This is a genomic window from Streptomyces sp. NBC_00727 (genome assembly GCF_045161745.1).
Taxonomy (GTDB): Bacteria; Actinomycetota; Actinomycetes; order Streptomycetales; family Streptomycetaceae; genus Streptomyces.
On the sequence record NZ_CP108981.1, the window covers coordinates 5560407 to 5584726 of the forward strand.

The following is a 24320-nucleotide window of genomic DNA, read 5'->3' on the forward strand; positions in this document are numbered from 1 at the left end:
CCGTCCCGGCTCGAGCACGCGCGCCAGGCGAGGTTGGTGATATCGACGAGGCGGTTTGCGGACAGGGCGAGACCGCTCAGCGCTGCGGCCAGGGGGCCTGCGCGCCCGGGCGCAGCCCCCGATGTGGTCAGCTGAAGAACGGGTCGTCCACGACGTGGGCCCAGCCGCCGTTCGGCTGTCGTCGGAGGATCTCGGTGGTGGTGGAGATCACCGGGTCCGGTCCGGCTCCGGTGAGTGTGGCGTTGTTCGACACCAGGGCGACGTCGTCGACCTGTCGGATGTCTCGCAGTTCGAGGTTGAGGCGGGAGCCGCTGTCGACCATCTGTTGCATGGTCGCGCGGATGGCGTCGGTGCCCGTCAAGTGAGTCCCGGGGGCAGGGACGAAGTGGGCGTTCGGCTCGTAGAGCGACACCAGACCCTCGACGTCCCCTGCCTCCAGGTACTCCATGAACAAGGTCCCCACCTGCTGAGGCGTTTCAGCGCGGCGCCGGGCGGTGAGACCGACCGGCTTGTCGCCCCAGCCGGCCGAGGCCAGTAGGTCGTACCAGGAGGGATAGGCGCCGTACGGCAAGTGACGGCGCAGCAGCTCGCCCGGGAAGGTGATCGGGGACGCCTTGTGCGGCTTGGCCGTGGCCTGGGTGAGGATGGCGTCGCTGAGCGCGTAGGCCAGGTCCAGGCGCGGGAGCAGGACGTGCACATCGTCGGCGAGGCCGGATGGCAGGCTCTCACGTTGGACTCCGAGGATATCGGTGCCGATGCCGGCCTGGGCCAGCGCGACCTCCGTGCCCTTCCGCGCGGCGATGCCGTCCGAGGTGTGCAGGGCGATGGCGTCCCAGGCGATGGCGATACGCCGTTCCTCGACGCCGTGCTCGCGCAGGAATGCCGCTGCGACGTCAGCGCCGTCGACTTCGAAGCGCTGGTCGCCGTTGCCCTCCTCGGTCAGGCCGATGTCGTGCAGAACACAGCTGAGGAACAGCAACTCGTCGTCGTAGTCGCTGCCGGCGCGCAGACCCTGGTTCTGAGCATGAGCGCGAGCGAAAACATAGCTACGGACGCTGTGATGGAGAACGAAGGCGGGCGAGGTCCGGTCCACATAGGCATAGGTGTCCCGGGTGAGGCTCGTGTCGGGCAGATCGAGCTGCTCGAAGACAGACAAGCCTGCATCTGCGGTCATGATGTGTGTCTTTCATCCGGATGCCCCGGTACGGGGCCGACTGGTTCGTTGTCTCGGTGACGCGCTGACGCGTGCCTCGTCTTGGAGGTGCTGCGCACGGCACGTGGAGCGACGGCGGATCGCCCTGCCAGGGATGTGCGGCGCCATCGGTGCGGCTGGTGGAGTGGTGCGGTTTGCTGGAGGTGAGGGAGGGGGCGCGCGCGGCCCCGGCGGGTCAGACGCTCTCTGTGAAGTCCTTGGCGGCGCGCTCGACGAAGTCGGCGACGCGCTTGGGATGTGCGACGAAGGCTGTGTGGGAGGCGTCGATGTCCTCGGTGTGTGCGTGCATCCGGTCGGCCATGTCCCGCTGCAGCTGCGGCGGGATGGAGTTGTCGTCGTTGGAGACGAGGTACCAGGTCGGCTTCCGGTCCCATCCCCGGACGGTGGCGGCCTCGGTGAAGGCGAATGCGGACAGCGGCCGCTGCGTCGCGTACATCGCGCGGGCCAGCTCGTCGGAGGAGTCGGCGCAGAACACCTCGCGGAACCGGCCGGGGTTGATGTAGAGATCGGGGCCGCCCGGGGCGCCGGGAGCGTCGTAGGGGGTCGGCGCGTTCTCGGTGGCGAGCAGCGACGGCGCGTACCCGTCCTGGGCGCTGAGGCAGCTCTCGCCGACATCGAGGCCGAAAGCGGCCAGGTAGACCAGCCCGATCACGTTGTCGAGGCCGTCGACGGCGTGGCTGATGACGGCGCCGGCGTAGGAGTGGCCGACGAGCACGACGGGGCCGTCGACGGCCGCGACGCGGGTCCGGATCGAGGCGGCGTCGGACGCAAGAGCGCGCAGCGGGTTCGGCGGAGCGACGACGGTGAAGCCGTCGGCTTCCAGGCCGGAGATCAGTCCGCTGTAGCCGGACGCGTCCGCGAAGGCGCCGTGGACGAGGACGATGGTGGGTTTGGCATCGGTCGTGGTCGTGTCGGTCATGTCGTGCCCTGCTTTCTTGTCGGATGGAACGGTGGCCGCTGCTCGAAGCGCAACTTCTGTGGTGCGGAACGTTTTGGTGCGTATCGCCGGTCAGGCGGCCGGTGCGAACGCGGTGATCGCGTCGACGAGTTCGTCGGGGGCTTCGAGCGGGATGAGGTGGCCGGTGTGCGCGATCACCGCGAACTGCGCTCCGGAGAGGTAGGGAAGGAGGTTGCGGCGCAGCACGTCGACGGGTTCGACGCGGTCGTGCTCGCCGGCGATGACGAGGGCTGGGACGCTGATCATGCGGGCGTGTTCCGTGATGTCCTCGGCGATGCCGCGCAGCGGCCATTCCGTGCGCGCCGCCTCGGCGCCGGCCCGGGAGTCCGCGCCGATCTGGGCCTTTACCCGTGCGGGCAGGTCGGTGGCGGTCAGGACGGTGTCCCTCGCGCCGGCGACGGACTCTTCGGTGTCGTACGCGTGGGAGAGGGACTCGCGGTACTCGGCGGTGATCTCCGCGGCCGGCCTGGCCGGTCCGGATCCGACGAGGACTACCCCCCGCAGACCGGCGGGGCGCGTCGCAGCGACGAGTTGCGCCACCTTGCCGCCCATGGAGTGCCCGACGAGGACGTAGTCGTCGATTCCGGCGTTGGCGAGGACGGCGACGGTGTCATCGGCGAGTTGGCGGAGCGTGTAGGGCCCGGGGAGCGTGTTCGAACGACTCCACCCGCGGAAGTCGACCGCGAGCGTGTCGCGGCCCGGCAGACGGTCCACGACCAGGTCCCAGGTGCGGGCGGAACCGCCCCAGTAGTGCAGGAAGACCAGGGTCGGACCCGTGCCCCTGCGATGGTCGTATGCGGGCAGGGAAAGGTGCTGTGTGCTGGTCATGCGGGGATCCTTCGGTCTCGCTTTGCGGCTGGTTTTGCCGTGGTTCCATTGGACCGCCGGGCGCGGAACGAGACATCGGCGCGAGTGGACGGCCGATGGTGAAAACTGGACTCGTGGCAACGATCCGGCACATGACCTATCAGCCCGCCGAGCGCGGGGCCTCGTCGGTCGAGGTGATGACGTTCGAACGGCTCCGGGACATCAACGACCGCGGCACGCAACGAGCCGATTTCCACGTCTTGGCTCTCGTCGACGAAGGGGAGGGCGCGGTCACGGTCGACTTCGTCTCCCACCCGCTCTCGGCGCGGACCGCGGTGTGGATCCCGCCCGGCGCGGTGCACCGCTGGGACGACATCACCCGCGTCGCGGGGCACCTGGTGCTCTTCGTCCCGACCGCGCCGGTAACGCATCGCACGCGCGAGTTGGTCGCCTCTCCCGATCTCGTCGCCCGGTGGCCGGTGCCCGCCGAGTCCTGGCCGTTCGTCGACGCGGCGCGCGGACACCTTGTCCTCGAGGCGGCCGCCCTGGCCGAGGACCCGTCGACGGAGCTGCCCGCGATCCTGCTGTCCGCACTGATCACCCGCGTCGAGCCGCCGCATTCCGAGGTGCGCTCGGCGAACCCGACGTTCCAGCTGTTCCGCTCGAGCGTCGAGGCGCATTTCCGGACCCACCACGACGCCGGCTACTACGCGGCTGCGCTCGGGTTCGCCCCGCGCACCCTGAGCCGGGCCGTGCAGCAGGTCACCGGACGTACGGCGAAGGCGTACATCGTGGAACGGATCGTGCTGGAGGCGAAGCGCCTGCTGGCCCACGAACGCCTCACCGCGGCGCGATGTGCGAGCGAACTCGGGTTCCCGGACCCGTCGAACTTCTCGCTCTTCTTCCAGAATGCGACGGGTCTGCGCCCAGGCGCCTGGCAGGCGGCCACGATCCTCGACTGACCCGTCGGCGCTCGCCTCCCGCTCGGCTACCTGCTGGCCGGCGCCACGGGTTCGGCGGCGGTCTCGACGAGCCCGGTCTCCAGCCGCAGCACGTATCCCGACACCGACGCGAGAACCTCGCTGGTCATCAGCGGGTCGGCGAGCAGCTTCTCGACGTCGCGCCGCACGGTCGCGACCGGGTCCGTGACCGCGCGCTCGGCGAGCACCGAGTCGTCGCCTCCGGTGCGATCCGCGAAAGAGCGGCGGAACGCCGGGTCGGCGAGCAGGCCGGTGCCGCACTGCGTGTGATGAACGATTGCGACATCCATCCTGACCCCGAGCCGCACCGCCAGATACGCGATGTCCTCGATCACCCGGCCGTCCACCCGTCCGCCCGCGTTCCGCAGCACTCCCGCGTCCCCGGTCCCGATCCCGAGGAAGCCCGCGGGCTCGACTCGCGGATCGGCACAGGTCAGCACCAGCGGCAGCCGCTCCGGCATCGATGTGGGCATCGCCAGCCGGGCGAGGTCGACGTTCGCCGCGAAAACCTGGTTGCGCTTCAAGAACTCGTCGAAGTTCGACACGATTCCTCCATGTGGTGTATCTGCAACATTGATCGCGTCGGCTACACTACATACGAGGAGGTGCATATGCAACACCAGGGATCGGAAGAGGTACGACGGCAGGCTCTGTGGATGGCGGACCGGTGTCTCGGCAGGCGCATCGCGCGGCTGCACCGGCTCGTCTCGCGGCGCTTCGAGGCGGAGTTGCGGGAGTCGGGACTCACCCTGCCGCAGGTCGAAGTGCTCTCCGAGATGGCCGTCTCCGGCGAGCCCGTCCGCCCGTCGGAGATCGCCGGCTGGCTTGGCATCGAACGCTCCACGATCAGCCGGAACCTTGACCTGCTCGCACAACTCGGTTACGTCCGCGCCGCAGAGACCTCGGCGACCGGGCGAACGACCCGTGTCGTCGTGACCGACGCCGGCCACCAGGCACTGGCGGACGCCCAGCCCGCCTGGGAACGGGCGCAGGCATGGATCAGCGGCGCGGTCGACGAGGACGCCGTCGACGCACTCGACCGCTGGCTCACCGCCCTCGAACTCGCCCCGCGGCCCCGCTGACCACGAACGTCCTACCCGGAGGCTGCGGCGACCACGGTGCCCGCCTGCTCAAATTCAGAATTTTTTGGTGCCCGACCCACTGAACGACACCGGCCGGTGCACTCAGCGTCACGGACATGTAGTCTACGAATCATCGCAGTTCAGAGCCGGTATCCGGGCTCCTGCGGTCGGTAATGTTGAGTACAAGCGCGGCACAGACGCCGGCGTTTTCTCTGAACTCAGCCGTGTGGTTCCCGGCCGGGCCCGCACCTACGCATTACCAGATCAGCCGATTTTTTGCCGACTGTGCCTGCCAAGTCGCTGGCCTTTTGGGCACCACCGTCCTCCGACCGCTACCCGGCGTCAGACTCATCGCCAACCGAGGTTGCACTCACGCCCGAGCTCCGCCGAACAGGGAATGGCGCGGTTAAGGTTTCGCCAGACCTTCAGCAAAGCCCCCGTCACGCTGCGTGACCGTCGCTGTCAAATCGAACCGTTCACAGTCGGAGAGGTCGCTGAAAACGCTACTTTATGAGAGTTTTAGAGATTCCTCGATGATCTCCCTGATCAAAGCGAAATCATGACGGGTGCCACGGTGATGAGTGGATGGAGCTGTTTCTTTTTCAGCTCTCGCCATGCCGTTTTTCAAGGATTGCAGTACTTGATTATCCGGTCTTGCCCCTCTCGCCAAGAGGAGGCGCACTGTTTCCAAATGTCCACCCCAGGCGGCACTGGACAAAGGACTCACTCTTGTTGAAAATCCGAGTTTTTCGGCACCACCTTCAACCAATTGAAGTTCCACTGCCAAATCAGGGGAAGCCCCCCTGTCCAACAGCAATTCAACCATTTCGACTTCACCTTGCGCGGCTGTGAGTATCAGCGGTGTGGATTGATTCGTATTTTTTCGACCATTGGGATTGGCTCCTGCGTCGAGGAGAAGTTGAGCCACCTCGCGCATACGTCTCGGCGCGGAATGCCGCAGCGCAGTCGTCTCGCCGTACTCGCCCATCTCGGCATCGGGGTCAGCTCCGGCAGCCAAAAGAATTCGCACCACGTTGGGATGATTGTTCCATACGGCCAGGTCGAGGGCGGTGCGGCCGCTGCCGTTCTCGCGCAGGTCCGGGGGGGCGCCCGACGATAGCACTGCAGCGACCTGCTGATCGTCTCCAGATGCAGCAGCTTGACTTAGCACCCGGGGGGGATCATTCATTTTCGTAGAACCCTCTCTGCGTTGATCGAAACGGCAGCGAAAAACGATAATGATGGGCCGCCGCCCCTGTCTCGGGACGGCGGCCCATCATACTATTTTCGGGCTCACCCCGTGGCCGGGTACATGGTGACCACTTCGGAGTACCCGCCAGCCCCGTACTGTTCGACCACCAGCGTCACCTTGGTGGCGGGAGCGCCAGCCCCGTAGAGCGGAGACTGAATGCCTGCGCCCGTGAATGTGAAAGTCTTTTCGAAGTAATTTGAACTGTTAAGCTTCCAGCTTCCAGCGTCGACCATCCCCGTTTCCCAGATTTTTGTCAGATTGCTGTTCGTCAAGGTCGAGTAGAAAAGCCCCTTGGTGCCGTCCGCGTTGCTTCCGCCCTCGAAGTGGTAGTTGCGAATATTGGTGATCGCCCTCAGGGACAGCAGAGGAATATCGCCGGTGGGGGGAAGGTTATAGCACGGGGCTGCCGCGAGGAGAGCATGGCTGGCATTCTCGGAGCATGTGGTGAAGTCCGGGATCTGAGCAGGCGGAACATTTCCGGAAGGGCCACCGAAGGTGCAAGTCTGCACGGCACCTGAGGAAGTGCAGTTACTGCTTCCCGGCCATGTGGAACCCGGCTTTGCACTGAACGTGATCGTAAATTTTGCGGACCATACTCCGGCGCAGTTCGTGGTCGCCTGCGAGCAGACATATCCGGTGTTCACCGGACTTCCCGCCCCGCTTGCCACCAAATGGGGGGCGCCTTGCGGATCGGTTACCTGAATTGAGGTGGAGATGGTGACAGGATTGGATCCGACGCAGCTTGCGCTGACCCTGCCGGTCCAGGCAACGGCGATTAGCGGCCGCGGGGCCTCTGTGGAATACGAGGGCGACCCGGTGACGCCGGCGCCGGTCCAACTGCATGTGGTTGCTGCTGCTGCGCTCTTAGGGGAAGTCAAACCGACTTCCCCGTCAGGGAGGCCGAGGGTCGCTACAGACGATGACGTGCCTACTGGGGTCGACGATTCAGCGGCAGCCGCAGAGGGCCCTCCTATCATCAGCGCTGAAGCCAATACGGCCGCAAATGCGACAGCCGATCTGAATGTGAATCTCACTATTCCATCCCTCGCGACAGTGGCTTGACGGGCTGCAAAATTCCGTGGCTAGTGTTGGCGTACGCGTAGCAAGCACTCCCTGCGCTGGTGCGTAACCTGCTTCGCAAACCGTGTCCACGGAACTCGCGGTGTTGTTGACCTTGGGGCGATGTGATCGTATGCACTATGCATGGGAGTGCCTAGAGCAGTTGCGGGGATCGGCTTGAAATGATCACCAAGCGGCCTCACCCCTGGGTGCCTCCGGCTTCAGCGTTGATGGTCATGCGGTTGGGGACGGTGCCGCACTGCGAAAGAGCTGCCGACGCTGCAGCACTGCTACGCCCCGTTCGACGGTGCCTCGGGCGTGGGGCGAAGGTGCAGTTGCTGGTGAGTGCGACGGTGTGCCCCTTGGAGGCTGATGGAGCTTCAGGAGGCGACAACTTGGCATGCGTGGTTGGCTAGAATGGGGAACGTCTCTGGCGCTCGCACATCTAGGTGATGCATAGCGGCGGTCAGGTTGTAGGCGCATCCGCGTAAGACGACTGTTATGGGAACGGCGCCCTCCTAGCGGGAAGACCGAGGTCGACGACGACGCGGGACGGGCGCCGGTCGAGTTGGGCGAGCTTTTCATTCGTCCCGGCAAGGCTCAGATAGAGCCCTTCCGCCTCGCCGACCCATCCCTCCCGTTCGGCCTCGGCGATGCGGGCGAGGAGGTTGTCGCGGATCTCAACGAGACGGTCACGCTGGGCGGGGTCGGGCCACAGCATCGGGCAGCGGACGCAGGCATGTTCGTGAATGCAGGGAGTACCGAACGCGCGGCCGCATGCTCCGATGGAGAGCTTGCGCCGCTCGAAGTGGCCGAGAAACTCCTGCCATTCCTCGTCGGTGGGAACGCGGTATTCCTCGCTCGGGCGGAGGGACCGGCGGCGGGCGAGGAAGGCCACGTGCGCCTGGATCGCCTCTTCGGGGTAGACGGCCTTGTAACCGAGAGTCACGTTGATGTCCTGGTGGCCAGCGATCACCTGGGCGATGTGCGGCGGCAGCCGGTTGAGGATGGCATCGGTGATGAACAGCCGACGGAAATCGTGCGGTGTATAGCGAAGCGGGGCACCCATAACGTCGGTCAGGCCCGCGTCGGTGAGGGCCTCGTCCAGCATGGTGCGAACGGTTTCATCGGTGAACGCGCAGTCCTCACCACGGATGCGTCGTTGGAACAGCAGCGGGGCCGGCTCCTGCCACGCACATTCGCGGCGGTCGTAGGAGCGGACCAGGGGAACGGCACCAGTGGTCTTCCGGGCTCGGCAGATGATCGCGCTCAGGACGTCGGCGAGCTCAGGGCTGACCAGCAGCAGCCGCTCGGTATCCGTCTTGGACGGGACGATCTGCAGCAGGGGGACGAGTTCACCGCTGGTGGGCAGCCGGTATTGGACCAGGCTGTGGTGACTGAGTTCCAGCAGTTCCTCGATGCGGATGCCGGTGCCCCGCAGGACCTCGACTACGGCCCAGGTCCAGAAGGCTCTCTCCTCCTCGAGTCCCAGATCGCGGCGCTTTCCGGTGGACGGGTTCTCAGCCCAGACCCTGCCGGCCGTTCCGTGCGGAACCACAGCGCGTTCGAGTTGCTGACCGGCAGCGGTGAACACCTCGCCGGGGGCGGCATGCCGGGCGGCTTCCAGTACCGCGGCAGCGTCCTTGCGGCGCTGGTCGACCGTGCGGATGAGGATCGGCAGTACCGGCAGGCGCTCGCGGGTGCGGGCGTCCATCCTTGCCTTGCGCCGCCGTTGTATTTTGCGGTTCTCCAGCTCGTCGGCCCTCACCGGGCTCGGTGCCACCCATGGGCCCCAGCGACCGGGATCTTCCAGTGCCCACTGGGCGATATCGAGGTAGAAGGCCCGCACCTGGGTGAGTGTGTCCCGGTGGTTGAGTCTCTCGACCTTTGTGCTGCTGCGTCGGCCGTCGGGTCCGGTAACGGTCGTGTCCTTGGTGCGAATCCTCTGCTTCCACTGCCCGATGACGTCCGGGGCGAGGCGGAGACCAACGGCGTCGGGGTGATGGTGCTCGATGTCCTGCCAGAAGCGTTTGCCGAGGTGGTAGGAGAGGGACTTCAAGCTGTTGTAGTCCAGCGCGGGCTGGCGTTCACGGAGATAGTCCACGAGCAGGTCACGGACGGGACGGCAGCGCAGTGCGTAACGGTCGACCAGTTCCTCGGGGGTCCGCTGTCCTCGGTTGCGGACCTCGCGCAGATTCTGCGGGGCGGCCTCTCCCAGGGCTCCGAGCTGGTGCAGCAGCCGGTAGAACACCTCGGTCCCCGCCGTCATCCGCTTGAGAACCGTGGCCTGGGCCTCGAAGAGCTCCAGGACGTCGCCGACAGTGATCCCGGTCAGCACGCCGCCCTTGGCCGCAAGGATGAGGGCGCCGCGGCAGAGAGCCGCGCTGATTGCACCCGACCGTACGTCCTCGACTGACGCGCCCAGCTCTCGCAGGCGCTCGAACCCGTGCGGGTCGCGGCTGCGGGCCATGGAGCGAACCAGCACCCCTTGGCGGCTGGCCCCGGCGGCCAGCCAATCCACCGACGGCCGTAGAAGATCAGCACTGATCACTGTCGTCAGGGCCCGGCCCACCACCGGTATGCGCCAAGCTGCCTTGAGACCGCGCTCGTGCAACCAATGTTTGATCACCGGCCGCCAAGCGGCGCCTGCCTGCTCGATGCCGCTGGCCTGCCACCGCTCCTGCCAGGTCTGTCCCGGCTGGTCTTCCAGCCAGTCCAGCACCATGACGATGCCGTGCTTGTGGTGCAGTTCGCTGCCGGCATTCTCCAGCGTGAAGGGGGGACGGGACAGCAGCCGGGCCACCTCTGTGCGGGATCGCTCGGTACCCGGCCAGATGTCCGGAACGGTCCGGGCGGGGTAGCGCTGCTGGGCGGCCATGGTGCGGGTTAGTTGAGGCTCCGTCCCAGTAGCCGCTGTGCACGAGCCGGCACGGGCCGACGAGGTGATGGTCATCCGGCGCCGGTTCCGAACAACACCTTGAGACTTTCCGGCCGGTAGTCGGCGGCTGGAGGCGGCGCGATGCGTGCGGCTGCCTGTCGCGTCTGCTCGGCATGGTGGGCCAGCAGGCGCCGGATCACGACTTCCTTGCGAGGCGTTAGGTAAAGCTGTGTCGTGGTCAACTGAGCGTGGCCAAGGACGAACTGGACATCTGTAAGAGGGAGGCTAGGGTCCTCGGCCATCCGGTAGGCGGCGGTGTGCCGCAGCGCGTGGAGCGTCGCGGAAGTTCCTGCCTTGGTGTTCGCCCGCTCGAACATGCGGTGAACCGCGTGGTAGGTCAACGGCCTCGACGGCGAGCGCAGAGTCCACCACAGCGGGAGCCGTTGCCCGCACGGGATCGCGTCGTCCATCTCCAGCTGATAGAGCCGCAGCCAGACAAACGCGTCGGTCGAGGCAGGTAGTTCCTGGACCTCGCGGGTGCCCTTGCGGACAACCGAGATCAGCTGGCGCCCCGGATCGGCGCCAGCCTGCCACGTGCTGAGCAGTTCGCTGGCCCGTGCACCGGTCGAGACGTAGAAGGCGACCAGGGCGCGGTCCCGGTGCGAAGGAAGTCGAGCGAAGATTTCATTGAACTCCTCGTCAGGGACGCTGCGGGGTACTCGCTTGGGTACTCTCGGGCGGTAGAGCCCGGCGCGTTCGTTCCGAGCAGCAGGATCCATTGGGTTGTGATGGGCGTGAGCCCGCCGACCGCGACGTGAGCGGTCCAGCGGAAACGGGTTGAGGACCGGCCCGGTGCCGATGTCGCGGTGGAAGTCGTAGAAGCTCCGCAGCACTGTCTCGCTGTGCGCTCGCACCGACGGTGCGTACGGCTTGCCACCTGCGGCCCACCGGCCCGCGTCGCTCGGGCGTCGCCAGTGCGGACGCCTCGGCTGTCCAGCGACCTGAAGCCAGCGGGAGAAGTCCCTCGCCTCGATCCGGCTCGCCCGATTCCACGGCACCTCGACAGCCCAGAGGAAGCGGAACCAGCGCAGCATGTCCATCCCATAAGAACGGGCGGTCGTCGCCGAACGGCCGACTCCCTGCAGGTCTCGCAGGAAGGCGCGAGCTCCCTCGACCGGTTCTCCGGCCGGGCCGATGAGCCGGTAGGGCTCCCACGGATCAACCCTGGCCACCAGTTCCCCGACCAGGGGAACGGAGAGGACAGCCAGGTCTCGAGATGCGTCCATGGTCGACTTAACGACGTCAACGCCACAACGTCACTGACCTGCGAAAACTCCGCAAGTAGTTCAGTCAACAGGTCATCAACCAGGGCCTCTACTACATGGCCTGGCTGGTGAACCATAAGGATGCCTTCCGGAACCTGGTTCGCGACCGGCTCGGGGTTACGGCCGCCTCCCAGATCCTGTGGAGCGCACCTCGGCTGATCTGTGTGGCAGGCGATTTCACCCGCTACGACGCGCACGCGGTCCGCGAGCACCGACGGTCAATCGATCTGGTGCGCTACCAGTACTTCGGCAGGGATCACTTCAGCCTTGAGACCGTGGCTTCCGTCACGGGGCAGTCGGCTCAGGGAAAACGGGAACGTCGACGCGCAGCCGGGGATCCGCGCCTTCGAAAGCAGGGTGGAGCAATGGCCGAGCTGGGGCTAGCGGTCGACGAGGTACTCGTCGGACTGGGCGCAAACGTCACTCGGGTACAGCGTAAGCAGTACTGCGCCTATCAGCGGCTCCGGAACTTCGCGTGCCTCATCCCGCCGCAGCAGGCCAAAGTGGTGGTTTATCTGAAGGCGGCTCCAGCGGCGGTAGACCTAGTGCCTGGATTCACGCGGGACGTGACGGGGCTTGGTCACCATGGCACGGGCGACCTGGAGGGTCAGCTACGCACCGAGGGCGACCTGGAGCGTCAAGGCTTCGGCGTAGTCGCGTGATGTCCGGTTCGTGATCATGTGAGGCCGAGGCAGGCGAGGGGACGGCGGGGGTCGCGGGCATTACGGCGGAGGCCGGCCGCGATGTTCTTTGTTCCGGCTGTCCGGAGGGCGCCTATGGCGAGGTTGCGGTAGGTGGCCATCGCGCGAGGTGCGTTGCCGGTCCGGAGTTGTGAGGCGTCCTCGGCGAAGGTGGTATCGCGGATGTTGTGCAGCGATTCGATCTTCCAGTGATCGCGGACGAGTTGGGCGAGGCGGGCCGGGGCTGCCTGCTCGGCGGTCAGGCTGGTCACCGCGTAGACGGTGGTGAGAGTGGTCCGGCCGGTCTTGCGGTCGGTGCGACGTCGCTTGATCTGGAGGGCCTGGCGGGCGCCGGGGAACAGCAGGTTGTGCACGGTGGCGGCTTTGATCCTGCGGATCTCGGACCGTCCGTGTCCGGCGTCCCGGGTGCGGCCCTGTAGCGGGATCTCCTTCCAGGGAAGGGACTTGAGCTGCTTGAACAGCTTCTTCTGGTTCTTCTTGACGATCACGATGTAGTGGGCGCCCCGGGCGAGGAGATAGTCGGCGTGATCGCGCTGGGTGGGCAGGGCATCGCTGGTGACCACGGTGGCGGCCAGATCGGCGACGGTGTCCAGCAACGGCTGGAAGCAGGTGATCTCGTTCGTCTTCTCACCGACGTCGAGCTGGGCCATGACCAGGCCGGTGGCGTGGTCCAGCGCGGCCAGCAGGTGAATCCTTCGGCCCTTGGCCCTGGCCGCTCCGCGAAGCGCCTTGCCGTCCACCGCGAGGCCGCGCAGCCCCTTCGGTCTGGTGCGACGGTCGGCGAGCCAACGACCGACCGCGCGGTCCAGTGCGTCACCGTCGACGCGGGTCAGCAGTCGGCGCACCGTGGCTTCGGCCGGCAGGGCCCGGCCGGGCAGCACCGGATCGTGCGGGGCGCCGACTTGTTCCAGTACGAACGGCGGGGCGTCGGCGATCCACTCACCCACTGCCAGCAGCGATGTCGCCCCGGACAGGACGGCGCAGGCGACGAGGGCGAGGACGGCGGTCAGCCGGTGGCGCACCCCGCGCGGATCGCGCGGGTCGGGCACCTCGGCCAGCCGCTCCAGCAAGCCGGCGAACTCCCCGTCCCCGGCCTCGGGACGATCACGAAGTTGGTCAAGGGCCGCCGGGATCGGCGATGATACGCAGGCAGGCACGGTCTTCCAGTCGGATCACGGGGCGTAGAGAACTCCATGATCTTGGAAGCCGTGCCTGCTCTCGTCTCGCACCCTCATCATCCGGTCGCCAGAACGACACGAACCGGACGTCACACGACTACGCCGAAGCCTTGGCCCACCCACGCGTCGGCGAACTCCGCGAACCGCTCGAGTGCGGCCTCCTCGGTCGCCGCGGTGTAGACGGGCTTGAGGACCTTCGCGATCTTGTCTCAGTCCTGGCGGCGGCATAGCGGAAAGGGTTCCGCAGCAGGTGGACCACGCAGGTCTGCACCACGGTGCGGGGCCAGACGGCCTCGAGTGCCTTGGGCAGGCCCTTGAGCCCGTCGCAGACGAGCATAAGGACGTCGTTCACACCACGGTTCTTGATCTCGGTGAGGATGTGCAACCAGTGCTTGGCACCCTCGCCGCCATCGCCGGCCCACAGCTCGAGAATGTCCCGCCGGCCCTCGACCGTGACGGCCAGGGCCACGTAGATGGGTCGGTTCGCCACGGCGCCGTCGCGGATCTTCACGTGGATCGCGTCGATGAAGACCACCGATAGAACTCAAGCCGAGTCCAGTGGCCTGTTCTGCCATTCGGCCATGCCTTCGAGGACCTTGTCCGTGATCGTGGAGATCGTCTGACGGGATACCTCGGCGCCATAGACCTCGGACAGGTGGGCCTGGACCTCACCGGTCGTCAGGCCCTTCGCGGCGAGGGAGATGACCATCTCGTCGACGCCGGAAAGGCGCTTCTGGCGCTTCTTGACGATTTTCGGCTCGAAGGAGCCCTCGCGGTCGCGAGGCACGGTTATCTCCACCGGGCCGACGTCGGTCAGTACGGTCTTGGCTCGGGTGCCGTTGCGTGAGTTGCCGCCGTTCTTCCCGGCGGGGTCGTGCTTGTCATAGCCGAGGTGGTCGGTGATCTCACCGCTCAAGAGCGGACTCCAGGAGTCGCTTCGTCAGCTGCTGGAGCAGCCCGCCCTCGCCGGTCAGCTGCAGGCCCTCGGCTTGAGCCCGCCCCACGAGCTCGTCGATCAGCCGGTCATCCACAGACTTCGGCGGCACCGGCCCAGACGGCTCGGCGGTCTCGGCCTCGGTCACGTTGTTGCTGGTCATCGATGCATCTTCCATGATCGGGAGTTACACCGAACGTTTTACAGTCCCCCGCCGGGTGAGCGAGACGACCGGGTCGGATCCGAGAAGTACTGCTCGCGTGGCACGGGTCAGTGCATGGGAGAGCCCCATGACTGTCCCGCTCGACCATTTGGCGATCCCTCCGCCGTCGACCGGTTCGACGAAAGCCCGCTTGCGTTCCCAGTCGATGAAGGTCACCTGCCGGCTCGGCCGGCGCGCTTCGGTGGCCCGCTCGGCACGGAGAAGGCGGATCATGTGAGGATGCGATCACTGCGGCAGTTGCGTTTCACGCCGGGCGGCAAGCGGGGTGTCCGCGGGCGCTTCCCGACCACGTACGACTCCGCCGGCGCATCCTGCTCGGCTGAAGCCCGGGCAGTTTCGACCAACGCCTACGAAGATCTTGGAGACCCAAGATCAAGAAACTTCCCGTACTGCTGGTAGTCGTCGTCTGCTTCAGCAGTTTGGTTGCGACCGGACTTCTGGTCCTGACGGAAAGCTGGGCGGTTCCCGTCAGATCTTGATCACCGTGACTCGTGTCCCGCAGAGGGTGGTGAGGTCCTCCGGGTCAGAGGTGAGCACGGTGGTGGGGCCGGGGGCGGCGAGTGCGGTCGCGGCGAGCATGGCGTCGATGGCGTATTTGTGGCCGTGGAGCCCGGCGTCGGCGAGGAGCGTGGCGGCGTGCCGGGCGAGCGGGTCGGTGACCGGTTCCACGACCAGCCGGGAGAGGGTCCACTCCAGGGCAGGGCGGTTGATCCGGGGGTGAATGACCTCGACCAGGGTGGCCGCGGAGGTAACGACCCGGAGATCATCGGCGCGGGCGAGGGCGAGCCAGGCAGTGATCGTGCGGTCGCGCAAGACAGCCTTCGCCAGCCCTTCGCTGTCCAGGACGAGGGTGCCGCCCGGGACCGCGGGGGAGGTGCGGGTCACGCGGCGTCCGCCCGGCCCGAGCCCTGCTGCTGCCGGGCTTGGTGGAGCTCGTCGCGCAGGGCCTGGATCTCCTCGTCGGTGACGGGGCCGTGTTCCGCCTCGGCGACGGCGATGAGCTCGTTGAGATTGTCGCGCTCGACCTGACGGGCTACCGCTGCGGCGACGTAGGCGGAGAGGCCGGAAGGCCCGCTGCGGTGGCGGGCGGCCTCGGCGATGTCCCGCGGCATGGTGATGGAGTACTTGCTGGTGGCTTCACTCATGCTACCTATCCTACCGCTGGCGCTCCTCGTGGTTTCGGAGCCGTTCGGGCTGCGTGATCAGGCAAGTCCTTCTGAGCTCTGGGCGCCCGCGTCGTCCGTGTAGCTGACACGTCACTGCCTGCCGCCGTGGTGATCCGTGACGCTCGTTTGACGCTGAGGGCGCGTACCAGGTGTGATTTTGAAACGCATACCGGCTCTGACCTGCATGTCTTTCCGAGTAGTCGAAATTCGATCTCTTCATGGGCGTCACGGGTACCGGCAAGACGACTGTCGGTGTCCTGCTCGCGGCCCAGCTGGGGCCCCCTACGCGGAGGGCGACGATTTCCACACGCGGGCCGGTATCGCGAAGATGTCGTCCGGTGAGCCGCTCACGGACACGGACCGGTGGCCCTGGCTGGACAGGATCGGTGCCTGGGCGAGCGAACGGGCGGGACTCGGCGGGGTGATCAGCGGTTCGGCGCTGCACAGGGCGTACCGCGACCGGGTGCGGGCGACGGCTCCCGGAGTCGTCTTCGTGCACCTCGCGGGCGATCGCGAGCTCATCCGGGGCGGCTGGCGCGCCGCCAGGGGCATTTCATGCGCCGGGAGCTGCTGGACTCCCAGCTTGCCGAGCTCGAGCCGTTGGAGCCGGACGAGACGGGTGTCACGGTGGATGTCTCGGGCCCCCCGGAGGAGGTCACCGACCGCGTCGTGGCGGCCCTGCGCGACCTCTGGGACTCCGCCGCCGAACGATAGTCCCCCTCCTTTCCCGCCGACCCGCGATCCTCGGGCTTCCGGACCTCGCGGGACGATCACCTCAGGGACACCAGATGCGCCACAGCCACAACACCGCGGAGAAGCGACGGCAGAGGCTCCGGTGGCTGCCCGCCGCGGTGATCGGGTGCGCGTTCGTCATCGACTACTCCACCCTCGGTGGCATCAACGTGTTCCCCCTGCTCGCGGCGGCGGCCCCGGGAACGGCCGCGCCCCTCCTCTCCCTGCGTGGGACGATCGCCACCGGGGTGGCGGCCAACGTGGCGGGGCTTGTCCTGGTCCTCTTGGAACGGGAACCGGCCCGGGACGATCTCGTCCCGTTCACCAGTCTGATCCTTCTCACCATCGTGGCGTCGGCCCTCAACGTGCTGCTGGCACGCGACCGGCGGCAGCTGAGGACGAGCCGCGAGGTGGCCGCGGCCGTGCAGCGCGCGGTGCTTCCGGAACTGCCTCGCAGAGTGCGGCCGCTGGCCGTGGCCTTCCGGTACGAGGTCGCCCATGAGGAGGCCGCCATCGGAGGGGACCTCTTCGCGGTCCACGAGACGCCGCACGGTGTCCGGATCCTCCTCGCCGACGTGCGCGGCAAGGGCCTCCAGGCGGTGCGCACGGTCAACGCCCTGCTCGGCGCCTTCCGTGAGGCATCCGACCACCGGCCGGATCTGCCCGGTGTCGTCCGGCAGTTGGAGGACCGGATGCGGGTGGGGGCCGCACAGGCGGACGGGGCGGAAGCGGAGTCGTTCGCCACGGCGGTCGTCGCGGAGCTGCCCCCGGACCACTCGGTGCTGCACGTCGCCAACCGGGGCCACGCGGCGTCCCTGCTGGTCCACGACGGCAAGGTGCACGCCCTGGAGCCGGCCACGCCGTCACTGCCACTGGGCCTTGGCTCCCTCGGCGGCGACGGCGTTCCGGTCGACCGGTTCGAACTGCCCGTCGGCGCCACTCTGGTGCTGTTCACCGACGGCATCGATGAGGCCCGCGACACGGAGGGAACCTTCTTCGGCCCCGTTCCGGTGCTGTCCCGGCCCCTGCCGTCCGATCCGGAGACGGTGCTCGACACCCTCCTCACCGCCGTACTGCGGCACACCGGGGGGAAACTTCAGGACGATGCGGCGCTCGTCGCGGTCACTCGTGTCGAGTAGGCCCGCCCCGGGAAGACACCGGGGGCAGCACCCCGAGGACGCCGAGCAGCGGTCGGCGCTCATGTCGTACGGTCCTCCCAGTGCGCCGGGCCCGTACTGCCGGCCCGGTAGCCGTCGAGGGGGACGCGGCCCTCGCGCCACGCCTGAAGGACCGGTCCGACGATGCGCCAGGACTGGACCGACATGTCGTCACGCACCGACAGGGGCTTGTCGTCCTCCAGGACACCCCGCAGGACCTCGCCGTATTCGAGCAGTTCGCCCGGGCTGAAGCTGGTGTCGAGCGTCACCGGTGAGACGGTGGTGGGGTCCCCAGGACCGTTGATGTTGATGTCCAGCTGAAGGCGACGGGGCCCGATGCCGATGCCCAGCCGGTTGCGGTGGACCTCACCGGCGAGCCCGTCCGGCACGTGCTGGGGTGCCTTGAACCAGAAGGTGACCTCCTGCCGGGGCGAGCCGATCGCCTTGCCCGAACGGACCCGGAAGGGCACACCGGCCCACTGCCAGGTGTCGACGGCGAGCACGATCTCGGCCAGGGTCTCGGTCTCCCGCGCGGGATCGATGCCGGGCTCGTCGACGTACGAGGGCAGTGAACGGCCGTCGACCGTGCCGGCGGTGTAGCGGGCGCGTCGGCTGAATCGCTCGGGGTCGTGTTCCCAGACGTGGGTGGCGCGCAGGACGTGTGCCTTGGCATCCCGTACGTCGGCCGGTTCCAGGGTGCTCGGGGCGGGCATCGCCACGAGTGCCAGCACCTGGAGCAGATGGCTCTGCAGCATGTCGCGCAGGGCGCCGGTCACGTCGTAAAAGCCGGCGCGGCCCTCCAGGCCGAGCGTCTCGTCGAACACGATGTCGACCGCCGCGACGTGTTCGGAGGTGAGCATGGGCTCGATCACCCGGTTGGCGAAACGGACGCCGAGGATGTTGAGCACCGTGGACATGCCGAGGAAGTGGTCGACGCGGTGCACGTGGTCCTCCGGCACGAAACCGTGCAGCAGGTCGTTCAGCGCGGCGGCACTGGCCGCGTCGGTACCGAAGGGCTTCTCCAGCACCAGCCGCGTCCCCTCCGGCACCCCGATCCGGGACAGCGCTCGGCAAGCCTCGACGGTGACGGCCGCCGGCAGCGCGAAATACAGCGAGAGGCGGCCGCGGTGGCCCGCCAGCAGCCGGCGCAGGCCGTCCTCGTCGGTGGCGTCGGTCGCCACGTAGCGGGCGCCGCGGACGACGGCGTCGACGGCCGGTCCGCCGGCCCTGTCCGGGCGGCGCCGTCAGCGCTCATCCGGCGAACTCCCGTACGAACACGGCGTCGAGGGTGCCGTCCAGCGCGTACCGATGCACCGCGCCGCCGTCGTACAGGGCGGCCCGCACCCCACCCTCCGCGTCGACCGTCAGCCCGTCGGGCCTGCCCGGCCCGTCCGGTGCGACGGCGAACGGGCGCCGTCCGCACAGGAGGGCGAAGCCGTGTTCCGCTCCGTTCACGGTGCCTCCTTGTCTTCGGGGCCGGACCGCGGCGACGACCGTGTCGATGTGCCGCCGCGCCACGGCCGCGTCCGGCAGCGCGTCGCCGGCCGGCAGGTCGAGCCACCGAAGAACGCCGCAGAGAGCGGGCGGACGAGCCGGAGGGCGCAGGACCGGACAGCCGTGCGGTCCTTCCGCGTGGCTGGTGGGCATGGCAATCCCCGGATGTGGTCGAGCGGAACCGGACGACCCGGGGCCGTATGCAGCAGTGTTCCTCAGCCTCTTGCCCTGCCGCATCTCCACCGACCGCCATCCGGACCATCCCCCGGACCGGACGCACGATCACCACAGTCCGCCGGTTCGCATGCTGCCGACGAGGGCGCTGGTGCGGGCGGGCTGCCCGACGGCGTTCCCCCGGACGGCACCCACACCTGCCCCCGGGTCCGGTACCGGTTGGCGCGGGCCCCGGGCCGGGCGGTACCGGACCCGGGGTCCGCGCGGAGGGGTCAGGCGCGCTTGCGGCGGCGCATCAGGACGAGTGCGCCGACCCCGGCCACCACGAGGGCGGCGCCGCCCACGGTCAGCGGCAGGGTGCTGGAGTCGCCGCCGGTCGCGGCGAGATCCTGCGAGTTGTCGGCTGCGGCGGGCTGCTCCGCGCTGCCTCCCTTGACCTCCGTGCCGTCGGGCAGTCCGTCGCCCGCGTCGGTGTCCGTGCCCGTGTGCTCGGGGGCCGGGGAGGTGGTCTTCTCCGGCGTGTCCACGACGGTCGAGAGGTCTTCGCCGTTGAGGGAGACCTTGACCTCGGCGTGGCCGGCGCCGGAGGAGACGACGGCCACCGACACCTTGCCCTCCTTGTCGGTGACGGACGTGATGGCGTCCGCGTCGGCCGGGGCGTCGTTGCCGGCCGTCTTGTTCACCTCGGTCGTGTCGATCAGCGTGGAGGAGCCGTAGTTGCCCTCGGGGACGCGGTAGGCGTGCACGCCCTCGATGTCCTGGTCGAAGGAGCCGGCCGCGTGGCGGTACTCGACGACGAGCCGGTCCTTGCCCATCGGGATGTCCAGGGCGCGGGTGCCGCTGCCCTCGCCGTGCAGGGAACGCAGCGTGTAGGTACCCGACTCGGCGACCTTCACGGCCTCGCTGTCGGAGAGCCAGCCGGCGCGGATCATCTCGGGCGCCGATATGCCGGCCGCCGGACCGCCGCCGCCCATCATGGACTTGGCGCTGGTGCCGTTGGCCTCGCAGTCGACGAGGTCCCCGTCGCCGCACATGGAGCGGGTCTGGTGGCCGAGGCCCAGGTTGTGGCCGAACTCGTGCCCGACGATGCCCAGTCCGCTGGCGGTGCCGTAGAGGTTGATCCAGGTGTAGGGGCCGGGGACGGAGCCGAGGCCGGCCCAGTCGCAGCCGGTCTTCTGCGCGGGGAAGACCATCGACAGGCTGTCGTAGTCCTCGCCCTGCACCAGTCCCTGCTCCGTCAGTGCCTTCTGCGTCTGGCTGTTGATCTCCCCGTGGTCGCAACTCGCGTTCATCGACAGCTTGATCGGGCCGAGGTACTGCTCGTCGACGGCCGGGACCACGCGGTACCGGCCGCGCGAGAGTTCCGAGTAGAACGAGGCGAGCGAGTCCTTCTTCGTGCCGAAGTAGGTGTCCGGGGTGCTCTCCTTCACCTTGTCGGGGTACTGGAAGGAGCTGTCGGCGAACTCCACCAGGACGGGCAGCGTCCGGCGTTCCACCACGGCGTCGTCCGCGTGCGCCGTGGCGGGGAAGAGTCCGGCGGTCAGCGCGGTGATGCCGGTGGCCAGGGCGATACGGCCCAGGGCGGATGTCTTCATGGTTCCTGATCCTTCGGAAGTGGTGCGGAAGTGCTTCCGAGGGGGGAGGAGTCCGAGGTCCGCGGACCGTCCCGCGACTTTGCTATTTCTTTACCCTCCGAGCAGTCGAGGCTCGTAGCGGAACCTCATCGAGGCTGACCCGTAGTAGTAGCGCGTGGTCCCGATCGCCGTGCCGTGCTCCTGGTCCTTGTCTGCGCGGGGCCACTCGACGAGGCCCAGATAGCGGGTGCCGTCGGCGGTCCGGAGGGCGGCTTCGCTCTTCGCGGTGTCCGTCCAGAGGTTCCACAACTGGTTCGCCTGCCCGGCGTCACAGGTCTGCTGAGTCACCGGCGCGTGGTCCTCCGTACTGCCCGACCGGGTCAGACACATGCCGGTCGCCTCGTTGCGCACCTGCGTGCGCGCCCGGTCCCCCGGGAACGGTTCGAGCAGCGTCCACTGTTGGGCGGCGCCACCGTCGCAGGCCGCCTCCACCGGACGGACGCCGGGCTGCACGGCACCACCGGGTATCTCCACGCAGCGTCCGGTGGACACGAAACGCAGCGTGCTCGGCCCGCCGAGGGCGGGCAGCCGAGGGCTCGTGGACTTGGCCGGTGCCGAGGGTGCGGACACGGACGGTGAGGGGCTCGCGGTCGCCGAGGGCAGCCGCGGGCTCTGCGGGGCCCGGGACGCCGGTGAGGGAGAGGGAGCGGCGAAAGAGGACGGTGCGGCGCTCACCGCGGGTGCGGGCACCTCGGGCTCGGCACCGCCGCCGGGCCACAGGGCCCAGCCGCCGAACAGCACTGCCACGGTGCCCGCGGCCAGCACACCGGCCTTCGCCCCGGTCACCCCGCCGCCCATGGCGGGGCCGACCGTACTCGCCGCCGTCGCACGCGCCTTCAGATAGGCGGGCCCGCCGAACAGCAGCACCGCCGCCGGAAGCACCGAACGCAACCGCTGGTTGAGGTCCGTCAGTTCCCGGACCGCCCTGCGGCACCGTCCGCACTGGTCCAGGTGACGGTCGAGGTGGACGTCCCGGCGCGGCCGGGACCGGCGTACCGCCGCGGCGAGCCGCCCGCTGCACCGGCGGCACTCCTCGTGGACCGCCCCCTGCTCCGCGTGGGCCGCGAGGTACGCCTCCCGCAGCCCTTCGCGGGCCCGCGCCGTCAAGGAAGCAACCCCGCTGGACGTCAGTCCGAGCAGGGTCCCCACCTTCGCCGCGGGCTCGTCCTCGACGACGGAGTGCCAGAGCACCGCCCGCCAGCGTCCCGGCAGGGACCGGAACGCCGCCGCGATCAGACTTCCTTCCACCGCGCGCAGCACGCGGTCCTCGCCGCTCTGTTCCGCACCCGCCGGGGCCGGGTCGCGGTTCCGTGCCGTGGCTTCCAACCATGCGTCGAACTCCGGTGCGAGGTCGACCCGACGGTCCCGGTCCGCCCACTGGGCCGCGGTGTGCCGGACCACGGCCAGCAGGTACGGGCGCCAGGCGTCGGTGGGGCCCCTGTCGTCGTGCACTGCCTGCACGGTGCGCGCAAACGCCTCCGAGGCGAGGTCTTCCGCGGTGTGCGGGTCGCGGCAGCAGGTGCGGGCGTACGCGAGCACGGCGCCGGCGTGCCGGCGGTAGAGCTCCTCGACCGCGCCCGCGTCACCGCCGTCGCGCAGGGCCGCGGTCAGCAGCGCGTCGGTGAGGCCGTCGCTGTCGGCGGCGCCGCCGGGACCGCTCCGGCCGCGGTTCACACCGCGTCGCTGCTTCGGGGGGGGGCAGCCCTGTGGTCGGTCATAGCCCTGCGCTCGTTTCACATCCGTACGACAATCGGTGCGCAGTCTCGCATACCGTCGCCGCCGGACCGTCGAGGCCCCGTGACTGGCCCGTGCGAGGCGTGCCGGTGCGCTCACGACTCTCTCCGGGCGGCGTGAAGGAGGCCACACCCGGATCAGTGCCTCAGGCTCGGCCGGTGCCGGACCTCGGGCGACGAAGCAGCCCACGACGATCAGGCTGTTGCGGAGGTTGGTCAGGAAGCCGGACTGGTTGATCGCGACGTCGAAGTTGCGCAGGGTGGGGGAGTGGGGCCAGAAGTGCGGGGTGGCCGTCATCGCCTCGGCGCGCGGTTTGAAGGCGGTGTTCACCATCCGGTAGACGGGGAAGATCCACACCACGCGTCAGCCAAAGTTCGAGCTCACCGAGCGGCACGGGGCGTCGCGTCCTTGCTGGGCGTGCGCTTCGTGGCCGCCTCGTGCCATGTCCCGTCCATGTCGATTACACGTCACCTGCGCCATCAGTGCTCCGGAGCGTCTGGCTCGCCGAACAGGGCGGCTGAGTCCCCCGAGGATCTCCTGCTCCAGGAGGGCTCAGCCGTCCGGTGTGTTCACGAGGCGGGCACACGCATGAGCGGTTGGAGGAACGGGCTCGGACGGCCGTGCCAGTAGATGGCGAGGCTGTCCCGAGAACGGGTGGCAGCGACGAAGAGCAGTGAGCGGGCCCGCTGGAGCTCGCGCCGATAGCGGACGGCATCGTCACTCTGTAGGCGGGTGACCGCCTCACGGGGGACGAGCCCGTCCCGCACGCCCGCGATGACCATGCGCTGGTACTCGAGTCCCTTGAAGCGGAACATCGTGCCGATGTGGACGCCTTCGTCTCCACGAGGGCCTTCGGGGCCGATCTCGACGGCCTTGATGCCCTTGTGGGCGAGCAGGGTGTAAGCAAGCTCGCTCGCCATGGCGTTGGTCGGAACGCAGACGGCGATCTGCCCGGGGGGCGTCGGCAGGGCGATCCAGTCGGCGAGGAGTGCGGCGATCGTCTCCTGCTCGGACTCCCAGTCGTCGCAACCGTGCAACTCCGGAAGGCTTCCGGTCAGGACGGACCTGTACCCGGCCAGGTCCTCGGTGCTCCCGTCCAGGTCGTCGAAGCGTTCACCGCTGAGCACACCGAGAGCGGAGCCGAGGATCTGCCGCGTCGTTCGGTAGCTCAACGTCAGCTTGGCCGAGCGCCCGCGGATATGGACCCCGAGGCTGCCCAGTGTGACCTGGTTGCCGTAGATGCGCTGGTGAGTGTCACCTACGAGGAAGATGTCGTTGGCGGCACGAGGAACCATCGCCCGCAGCAGCTTCCAGTGCGCGGCCCGCAGGTCCTGTGCCTCGTCGACGACGATGTGAGGAGCCGGCGCAGGTCGGGGCCCTCCACGTACTCGGTCGCGAGCCACGGCTGCTCCGACTCCGTGTCGGCCTTCACGAACGCGGCGACACGCGGTCCCCAGACCGTCTTGAGGACTTCGATCTCCTGGGCGAACCGCTGCCGGGTCTCCGAATCGACGACCGTGGGTTTGACGACCTTCACCGCGACGGCCTCACCGGCGGCGGACTCGCCGAGGTAGACCTGGCCCATGCCGCCGTGGCCGATCCGTCCCAGCAGCGTGAACCCGCCCAGCTCGGCCGGATC

19 protein-coding genes and 5 pseudogenes are annotated in these 24320 nt (G+C 68.3%); 5 read left to right on the forward strand and 19 right to left on the reverse strand.

Annotation, left to right across the window (positions count from 1 at the left end):
* Positions 1–127: 127 nt before the first annotated feature.
* From OG242_RS25245 to OG242_RS25255, 3 genes are all read right to left on the reverse strand, one after another.
* Entirely contained in the window at positions 128–1174 is a 1047-nt protein-coding gene (locus OG242_RS25245; protein WP_405900313.1) for a nuclear transport factor 2 family protein, read from the reverse strand.
* Positions 1175–1388: 214 nt separating this feature from the next.
* A complete protein-coding gene (locus OG242_RS25250; RefSeq protein WP_405900314.1) occupies positions 1389–2132 on the reverse strand; it encodes an alpha/beta fold hydrolase in 744 nt (247 codons plus the stop codon).
* Between the two features lie 90 nt (positions 2133–2222).
* Positions 2223–2999, reverse strand: coding sequence for an alpha/beta fold hydrolase (locus OG242_RS25255; RefSeq protein ID WP_405900315.1), 777 nt, complete (start codon positions 2997–2999; stop codon positions 2223–2225).
* 95 nt (positions 3000–3094) lie between these two features.
* On the opposite strand from OG242_RS25255, the gene OG242_RS25260 reads away from it, so the two are divergent.
* Complete coding sequence (locus tag OG242_RS25260; protein WP_405900316.1) at positions 3095–3940, forward strand: helix-turn-helix domain-containing protein; 846 nt, start codon at positions 3095–3097, stop codon at positions 3938–3940.
* 26 nt (positions 3941–3966) lie between these two features.
* On the opposite strand, the gene OG242_RS25265 is transcribed toward OG242_RS25260, so the two are convergent.
* A complete protein-coding gene (locus OG242_RS25265; protein ID WP_405900317.1) occupies positions 3967–4503 on the reverse strand; it encodes a carbonic anhydrase in 537 nt (178 codons plus the stop codon).
* Between the two features lie 66 nt (positions 4504–4569).
* Between OG242_RS25265 and OG242_RS25270 the strand changes: the two genes are divergently transcribed.
* The gene (locus OG242_RS25270; RefSeq protein ID WP_405900318.1) at positions 4570–5040 is read left to right on the forward strand and encodes a MarR family winged helix-turn-helix transcriptional regulator; all 471 of its coding nucleotides are present in this window, start codon (positions 4570–4572) and stop codon (positions 5038–5040) included.
* A gap of 508 nt (positions 5041–5548) precedes the next feature.
* On the opposite strand, the gene OG242_RS25275 is transcribed toward OG242_RS25270, so the two are convergent.
* From OG242_RS25275 to OG242_RS25290, 4 genes are all read right to left on the reverse strand, one after another.
* On the reverse strand, positions 5549–6229 hold the full coding sequence (locus tag OG242_RS25275; protein ID WP_405900319.1) for an ankyrin repeat domain-containing protein: 681 nt from the start codon (positions 6227–6229) through the stop codon (positions 5549–5551).
* Positions 6230–6333: 104 nt separating this feature from the next.
* Positions 6334–6936 (reverse strand): hypothetical protein, encoded by a 603-nt coding sequence (locus OG242_RS25280; RefSeq protein ID WP_405900320.1) that lies wholly within the window; start codon positions 6934–6936, stop codon positions 6334–6336.
* 914 nt (positions 6937–7850) lie between these two features.
* On the reverse strand, positions 7851–10229 hold the full coding sequence (locus OG242_RS25285; protein WP_405900321.1) for a tyrosine-type recombinase/integrase: 2379 nt from the start codon (positions 10227–10229) through the stop codon (positions 7851–7853).
* 71 nt (positions 10230–10300) lie between these two features.
* On the reverse strand, positions 10301–11515 hold the full coding sequence (locus OG242_RS25290; protein WP_405900322.1) for a tyrosine-type recombinase/integrase: 1215 nt from the start codon (positions 11513–11515) through the stop codon (positions 10301–10303).
* Between the two features lie 71 nt (positions 11516–11586).
* Between OG242_RS25290 and OG242_RS25295 the strand changes: the two are divergent.
* A pseudogene (locus tag OG242_RS25295) lies at positions 11587–12216 on the forward strand (transporter); the annotation flags it as partial.
* Positions 12217–12230: 14 nt separating this feature from the next.
* Here the strand turns inward: OG242_RS25295 and OG242_RS25300 are convergent.
* From OG242_RS25300 to OG242_RS25320, 5 genes and pseudogenes are all read right to left on the reverse strand, one after another.
* Positions 12231–13325, reverse strand: coding sequence for an ISAs1 family transposase (locus OG242_RS25300; protein WP_405900323.1), 1095 nt, complete (start codon positions 13323–13325; stop codon positions 12231–12233).
* A 200-nt stretch (positions 13326–13525) separates the two neighbouring features.
* Positions 13526–14530, reverse strand: a pseudogene (locus OG242_RS25305) (IS256 family transposase); the annotation flags it as partial.
* Between the two features lie 24 nt (positions 14531–14554).
* On the reverse strand, positions 14555–14803 hold the full coding sequence (locus tag OG242_RS25310) for a hypothetical protein (protein WP_405901786.1): 249 nt from the start codon (positions 14801–14803) through the stop codon (positions 14555–14557).
* Positions 14804–15058: 255 nt separating this feature from the next.
* Positions 15059–15475, reverse strand: a complete 417-nt coding sequence (locus OG242_RS25315; RefSeq protein ID WP_405900324.1) for a PIN domain-containing protein — start codon at positions 15473–15475, stop codon at positions 15059–15061.
* Positions 15472–15735: a CopG family transcriptional regulator gene (locus OG242_RS25320; RefSeq protein WP_405900325.1), complete on the reverse strand. Its 264-nt coding sequence runs from the start codon at positions 15733–15735 to the stop codon at positions 15472–15474. Before OG242_RS25320 ends, OG242_RS25315 begins: the two co-directional genes overlap by 4 nt.
* 239 nt (positions 15736–15974) lie before the next feature.
* Between OG242_RS25320 and OG242_RS25325 the strand changes: the two are divergent.
* Together OG242_RS25325 and OG242_RS25330 are read left to right on the forward strand one after the other, a co-directional pair.
* A pseudogene (locus tag OG242_RS25325) lies at positions 15975–16470 on the forward strand (gluconokinase).
* 74 nt (positions 16471–16544) lie between these two features.
* The gene (locus OG242_RS25330; protein WP_405900326.1) at positions 16545–17627 is read left to right on the forward strand and encodes a PP2C family protein-serine/threonine phosphatase; all 1083 of its coding nucleotides are present in this window, start codon (positions 16545–16547) and stop codon (positions 17625–17627) included.
* A 59-nt stretch (positions 17628–17686) separates the two neighbouring features.
* On the opposite strand, the pseudogene OG242_RS25335 reads toward OG242_RS25330, so the two are convergent.
* The 6 genes and pseudogenes from OG242_RS25335 to OG242_RS25360 all read right to left on the reverse strand — a co-directional run.
* Positions 17687–18853: pseudogene (locus OG242_RS25335) on the reverse strand (glucose-6-phosphate dehydrogenase); the annotation flags it as partial.
* Between the two features lie 43 nt (positions 18854–18896).
* Positions 18897–19100, reverse strand: coding sequence for an SMP-30/gluconolactonase/LRE family protein (locus OG242_RS25340; RefSeq protein WP_405900327.1), 204 nt, complete (start codon positions 19098–19100; stop codon positions 18897–18899).
* A 485-nt stretch (positions 19101–19585) separates the two neighbouring features.
* Entirely contained in the window at positions 19586–20908 is a 1323-nt protein-coding gene (locus OG242_RS25345; protein WP_405900328.1) for an LAETG motif-containing sortase-dependent surface protein, read from the reverse strand.
* Between the two features lie 90 nt (positions 20909–20998).
* Positions 20999–23041 (reverse strand): sigma-70 family RNA polymerase sigma factor, encoded by a 2043-nt coding sequence (locus tag OG242_RS25350; RefSeq protein WP_405900329.1) that lies wholly within the window; start codon positions 23039–23041, stop codon positions 20999–21001.
* A 209-nt stretch (positions 23042–23250) separates the two neighbouring features.
* Positions 23251–24036: pseudogene (locus OG242_RS25355) on the reverse strand (3'-5' exonuclease); the annotation flags it as partial.
* Positions 23940–24266 carry a protein kinase domain-containing protein gene (locus tag OG242_RS25360; RefSeq protein ID WP_405901724.1) on the reverse strand — a complete coding sequence of 109 codons (327 nt, stop codon included), beginning with the start codon at positions 24264–24266 and terminating at the stop codon, positions 23940–23942. The gene OG242_RS25360 and the pseudogene OG242_RS25355, both read right to left, overlap by 97 nt.
* Between the last annotated feature and the right edge of the window lie 54 nt (positions 24267–24320).